Origin of the sequence: Collinsella aerofaciens (assembly GCF_040915425.1) — a bacterium.
Classification (GTDB): Bacteria; Actinomycetota; Coriobacteriia; order Coriobacteriales; family Coriobacteriaceae; genus Collinsella; species Collinsella aerofaciens_BW.
The window spans coordinates 1-6,617 of record NZ_JBCPDN010000090.1 but is presented as its reverse complement, the minus strand read 5'-3'; the positions used below and the strand labels follow the sequence as shown (position 1 = coordinate 6,617).

General features: G+C 44.8%; 4 protein-coding genes. All 4 read right to left on the bottom strand.

The window, feature by feature from the left end; all coding sequences use genetic code 11:
• Positions 1-55 precede the first annotated feature (55 nt).
• Positions 56-679 carry a polysaccharide pyruvyl transferase family protein gene (locus tag AB5164_RS09535; protein WP_368143022.1) on the bottom strand — a complete coding sequence of 208 codons (624 nt, stop codon included), beginning with the start codon at positions 677-679 and terminating at the stop codon, positions 56-58.
• Positions 679-2,067: a rhamnosyltransferase WsaF family glycosyltransferase gene (locus AB5164_RS09530; RefSeq protein ID WP_368148042.1), complete on the bottom strand. Its 1,389-nt coding sequence runs from the start codon at positions 2,065-2,067 to the stop codon at positions 679-681. Before AB5164_RS09530 ends, AB5164_RS09535 begins: the two co-directional genes overlap by 1 nt.
• Positions 2,068-2,254: 187 nt before the next feature.
• Positions 2,255-4,636, bottom strand: coding sequence for a glycosyltransferase (locus AB5164_RS09525; protein ID WP_368143025.1), 2,382 nt, complete (start codon positions 4,634-4,636; stop codon positions 2,255-2,257).
• Position 4,637: 1 nt separating this feature from the next.
• A partial coding sequence (locus AB5164_RS09520; RefSeq protein ID WP_368148040.1) for a DUF2142 domain-containing protein occupies positions 4,638-6,617 on the bottom strand: 1,980 nt, incomplete at its 5' end.

The following is a 6,617-nucleotide window of genomic DNA, read 5'->3' as shown; positions in this document are numbered from 1 at the left end:
ACGGTGGCCATTATTCGGTGACCGGGATTGGTCAAAATCGTTTGACTATTAGCGGCTAAAATCGCCCGGCGCTAACATCGGTAATTGACGTAACAACGTTTTTAGAACGCTTGGAGGAAATCTCGAGTTGCTTAGATGGGGTTAACGACCACATGGTCGGACATGCGGTATTAAGAACATTCTCTATGCCAATAGAGTTAAGCCTCTTCTTAGTCATTCCATCTCGAACACTATGAAGATATTCGTCGGATAGCAAGGTTTTATAGAACTTCTTTGTATAGGCGTCGATAGCATCGTCCACCCCAATGTCAGACATGCCCACGCCGAACAAAACAACATTTCTATTATTGCCCAACCGCTTGGCAAGCGCCCATTGCTGCTGATCAGCCATATGCGTATACAGAATATTTGTGCCGCACAAGAGCTTTACGTGTTCAGGATACATTTCAAGCTCTTTGGAATAATAGTGCGTTGCCACATGGGGCAACGCACCGCCAAAGATTTGATCCGCGATACAGCCACAGGCATCCATGATCACATGGTCACCAGAGTTCTCGCTTCCCATAGCCGTATCCAAAAGGAGATAGCGTTCTTGCTTAACACCATCGGATTTTTCATCGTGCCTGCGCGATGTCGCAGAGGCTTTAAGTAGCTGAGTCCATTGGTTAAAGCGCGCCATTAGTTTCTCCGAAATAAACGTTTGAGTAGAGCAAGGTGACCGCCATCGACACCCGTCGATGCAGAAGGCTGACACGGTTCACAATATTCATCAGATAGGTTAAAAACAGCAGACACGCTGCATGTGCCACTTTCAACCGAACGAACAACAGGATGAGCGTTGCGAGAAGGCGAAAGACAGACAAGTTGGCTTAGCTCGGCGACACAAAGCGGATTTTTGCCGTCTTCCGCAAAAGAGTATATATGAATGCGAAGATACGCCTCTTCATCATCATTTAAAAACAGCGGAACATGCCCCGCAAAATGGCCGTCCCTAGATTCAAGACTAATCCAGCGAATATCAGACTGATCATCGGCACGCCAAACAGCCGCGCGAACATTCACAGGCATCAAAGCCGACTCAAAACGCACAGTCAAATCAACAGAAGAAGCTTGAATGAGCGTTTGAGACATGGCAGACGATCGCAATCGAGCATCAGCAAGACGATCGCTGAGCAAGAAGACTTTACTTTGTTCTTCAGTTTTTAGCACATTCCCGAAGGCGGACTTCCCGCTAGCCAAGGATGGCTCTTCATTCAGATAACGCGTAAAGGCCTCGAAGAACATTTCATTTTCACGCTCAATCGACGTACAGCTAAATCGATTAGGCGAATCGCATTTTGAGCCTGAAAGAGCCTCAAGAATAGAAGAAGCAATGCCACAAGCAGAGGGCTCAGCGAGGTGGATGGTGCCCTCCGGAAAGTCGAGTAGGTTATTCTCACGGTTTATTTCAATTACCGAGAGCTTCGATGCAAGCATTTCGAAAGGCAGGCGAGAGGGATTAGTCACGCTCAACGATACGCCGGCAACACACTTGGCATAAAGCGAGGCGCATTCATCAGCAGTCAAGATGCCGAGGCTGCGTACACGTGGATCACGAATGGGAGGCATTGCGTCTTCGCCGTATAAATATACGACAACTGCATCGTCGAGCTTGAGAAGCAATTTAATTGCATCAAGCAACATGCCAGACAAACGCCGATCCTTATTGGATTGATAAATAGCACAGACGGCATACTCTCTGCTTAGATTTTGTTCCTGCGCAGTATATATATCGCTAACGCCAAAATCACAATATGGGACTTCATGCGAATAATAGGGTTCAACTTTTTTAGAAAGCCATCTGCCTATCGTTATGGGGTTTAATTCATAACGATAACTTGCTTCGGCATTTAGATACATCTCCCCCATCGGATAGAACCAAGGTTCAAAATCCTGAATGAAGTAGAACTTATGGGCGCACATCTGCATAGATGCAAAGTGCGCCGTATTCCAAGCGGTGGCGATTACTGCAAAAAAAATCCTCGGGCACACTCGGAGCCACAAGAACCTCTTTAGGCGAATAACCAAACCAATCCTTTATTTCGGTCTGAACTCTATGAGCACTTTTGTATGCTTCACAGCCCGGCATAATGTAAAAGTAGTTCTCATATCCGCGAGAATCTAGAAAGGAAGCCTTGCTGCAGATGGTTCGAAAGCCGCCAGAACCCTTTGCCGGCGGAGATATTATCCAGGCAATTTGTTTCATTTAAAGCACTCAAATCGCTTCGTAGTCAAAAGGATCGAACTTATATAACGCTGCGCGCTTGGGATCTCGAGAAAAGTTAACGGAGAACCATGGATCTCCCTCAGAGAAACGCTCGGACCAGTTATGCAACAATCGTGCCTTATCCTCAAAATGCTTATGAGAGCGAGATTTACTATCAAGGGATTTGTCAACACATGCCATATGGTAGAGACATGCCTCTGGTGTATAAATCACTTTTAACCCAGCTTGAGAAGACTTGAAGCAAATATCAACATCCGAATAGTCAAGAAGATACGACTCATCAAAACCACCCAGACGATTAAAATGTTCGCGTGAAATAGCTAAACAGACACCACTCACCGCCGATACATCCCTCACGGTCAATGGCAAATAGATATAGCCAGGAGAAGAGCGATGAATGCCTTGCGATAGGTTGACGATTGATTCTCCAACATAAGACAGGCCTGCCTGCTGCACAATGCCGTCAAGATCGCACGTCATTGTTCCAACAACGCCAACATCCTCTCGTTGGGAAAAACCAACGAGAGTCTTTAGCCACAAGGAGTCTAGCGCCTGAATATCATCATGAACAAAGACGAGTTGCTCGCCATGCGCGGCAAGAGCACCGGCATTTCTCCATGCAGATATATTAAACGGGTCATCAAGCGCGTGAACGATATAGCGACAACGAAGTCCAGAGACCGATTGTTGAACAGCGGCTTCCGCATCCTGCGAGCACACGAAAACAACTTCAAGATCATCAAAATCGGTGTCATTGATTGAAGATACAAGAGTCGAAAGAACCGAAGAATTGCCGCGGGTGGTAACGATTAATGAACAGGACTCAGATGAAGAAACATCATAAATAGGGCTATATCTAAAAGCACGATTACGAGAGTTAACCACAGTCGCCTTGATACCGCATCTATCAAGGTGCTCCTGAACCGCTTTTATTCCAGCAAGGGTTGCATAGGGCTTACTATCGGAATTACCCGCAGTCGAATTCTCGCTTATTCTCCAGTGATACAAGATTTTAGGAACGTGATGGATCGTCCCACCAAGTTCGGCAATCTTCAGCACCATGGCATGGTCTTGGGCGCCATCCAACTCGCTGTTAGAAAGGTCAATTCTGTCTAAACATGCCCTTTTAACAGTAAGAAGGTGGCAAATATAATTGTTGTCACGAGCCATATCAAGACTAAAATCCGGCTTAAAAGTAGGATGAGCCAAGGACCCGTCAGGCAATAGCTTATCTTCATCACAATAAAGAAGATTGATTTCAGCATTTTGATTTAAAGCACAGGCGTACTCAAACAAGATATTCGGTTCGAGAACATCATCATGATCGAAAAAGCAGAGGTAGTCTCCCTTGGCCATCTTGATTCCGACATTGGTGTTCTCAGTGATACCTAGATTGCCCTCAAGATTAGTCACTTTAATTCTAGAGTCTGCAGTCACATACTCGGAAACCAAGTCGCTAAGGCCCTCGTAATCTGGCGTAGAGTTAACCAGGATGAGTTCCCAATTCGAATACGTCTGAGCAATGACAGAATCAGCCATATCCCTGAAGAAATTCAAGGGAGTCTTATATAGAGGAACGATGATTGAAAACAAGGGCTGGTATGCAAATTTTATTTGCGCTTGTACCCGCGAATCGGATCCAGTCAATCTGCGCCCAGAAAACCAGGACAAATAACGGGGTTGATCGAATGCGGACACATGGTTCCGATCGACCTCATCCAAAAGCTCCTTGAGCATATCTTTCTTTAGATTGATAAACGTATCCAGATGACCAGAAGCCCTGTGCATGCAAATGCACAGGCTATCCCCGACCTCAGGAATATGAAGCGAGAAATTTGTTAAACAAGGATTCGCATCGGCTATTAAGTTATTAAATAACAAAGATTCCCCAACAACGCAGGCTTCTTCATTAAAAGCGATAATACGATCACCCTCAAGGCAATCAGTACCCGAAAGAACACCTCTAACGATTACGCCATCAACGCAGGGAATAAAGCTCTCAATTTGGATAGAAGCGAGCGCATGCACGCCAGAACGGTCAATATTGCGAAATCGTCCACAATGCTCCGTGTGCAGCAAGCCGTTAACTTTCGACTCAATCGAAAACTTGCCAGGATTGATGCGACGCTGATAAATTATATTATCTCCGCTAAAGAAAGAAAGAGATTGGTCGACACCAAAATCGGCAAGGACAACAACAAATTCAGTCTCTGAAAAAGGGATGATTCTTGCGGGCAGAATTTGCCCATTGGGTGATTGCGACTCCACAGCATCCGGGAAAACGGATGCGGCTTCATACAGTAGATATAGCTTGCCGTCGCCACGGCAATTTAGCTTATTGTTAAATTCGGTATTAAAAACTATGCCCATATCAGCAACACTTTCCAACAACTAAAACAAACTCGCAAATCGTAGCCAAAGCAAACGGGAATACGAGGCATATCAATATGAATCGTTTGCTGTCCCCAAAGACCAAGCGGCTCTGGTTAAGAATAAACGATAGGCACGGAACCAGAAGTGGCAAAAGGTAGCGACTCTGGCAACCATTAACTGTCCCCAATCCAACGGGAGTAAAAGACACATAAAGTGCAGTTGCCACCAAAATCACCGTAAACAAAAACACAAATGAGGCCCAAAGAAATTGTGCGAGACCAATATGCTTAACGCTAATCGAATCTGCCGAAAAAAGCCCAAACAATAATAGGCAAACAGCTGGAAGTACCTGAACCAACCCACGGATTGCATTTACAGAAATCTGAGCAGCAAGCGATCCAAGGTATGCAAAGTTCAATGCATATCCAGAAGAGGTTATCGGATTTAAATAATAAGTTGAAAAATAATTGGCGAGTATTTCAGCGTAGCGCAATGGATCGGCGAGAATGAAAGCGATTTGCTGACCAGAGTTGACATCGGAGCCGCCTCGCATATCGCCAACGTTGGATCCGCTAGCCGTTGAAAACAAGAACGGAAGCGCAAATGAGGCAAAAGCAATCAAGCCCAAAACAAACACGGCGGCATAGTAATGAACTCGTTGCTTCGAGCCCGCAAAACGATTACGCGGAACCATAAAGAAAAGACCGATTATCGGAAAATACACAGCTTTGACTGCGAGTCCTAAAAAGGTAAATAAAAATGCGAGTGCTATATTGCGAACTGTAAATTCATTTAAATCACCCCATGCATACCTCAAAAAATAAGCAAAACCGAGAATGATAAACGAAATGAGCCATGCATCATATGAGAAACATGACGCAAGAAAGATCGAAGTTGGCAGCATTCCCACAAAAGCAAATAGTCCCTTTTTTGAGGGCGTAACCTTGATTGCAATGGCAATTGCAAGACAGTAACTAAATAAATTGCAAATCCGAGCGAATTGAATCATAGAAGAAAAATCGAAATGCAGAAGGCGAGCGAGCCAAAGGCCAATTGCCGATGGAATATACCCAATGCTGCTAAGCGTATAAACGAATTCTTCATGCTTGTTAACTTGCACATGACCAGAAGCGATATCAGATCTATAGGAGCCATTCAACTGCCTAGCATGCTCAAGAATTTCCGCTCGATCAAAATGGGAAAGAGAGGGCTCTTCATAGCCCTGTGCACGACGGACCGCTTCGTCAGTAAATTTAATATCCGTATCAGTTTTTTGAGTTTCAAATAAATAAGATGTCGAAAGGGCATTGGAATAGTGAATTTGATCATCCCATGAAATACCCGTCGTTATCGGAGTGCTCACCACAAGGAAAACACCAATTGAGAATGCAGCGATAAAGAAAGCAACAGGAAGGGCAGAGTTTCTCTTTCGAATGCCCGAGCAAGCCGTGAAAACCGAAGTTATGATTACCAGCAGGAAATAAACAACAGCATTAATGAACCCATTCACGAATGCAATCGTAGAACAGCCAAAAACAATAAAGAATGCGATAATCAGCAGGGAAACGTAGTCGGTAGCCTTGACCCTCGCCGAAACAGAATGGAACAACGCTTTCAGAGAAAAGCCGCTTTGGAATAAATAGAGTATTGCGCAATAGGAAATCAGAAAAAAGAATATGAGCCGCTTTTTATTCCAGTCAGCAATATTCGAGAAATGAGAAGCCGGCGAGCCAAGAACGGTACAGCCCTCCCAGATGACCGCCACAGCAAATGCCGCAAGCAACAGGACTAATAATTGAGCGCAGCGACCAAAACAGTTGCCACGCTTTTTTTCATCATCTGAGGAAAGGAAGACACAATATGATTGCCAAATGGCAACATCTACAACGACGCAATAGAGCGCTAAAACAAACAGCTGTGAGACAGAGTGGTTCACATAAAAGTGCTTCATGCACAGAAGCTCGACAATAAAGAGAAG

What these genes read in the sequence shown, in the direction of transcription:
- AB5164_RS09535 (WP_368143022.1), bottom strand. Translation starts at nt 679, where the DNA reads ATGGCGCGCTTTAACCAATGGACTCAGCTACTTAAAGCCTCTGCGACA.
- AB5164_RS09525 (WP_368143025.1), bottom strand. Translation starts at nt 4,636, where the DNA reads ATGGGCATAGTTTTTAATACCGAATTTAACAATAAGCTAAATTGCCGT.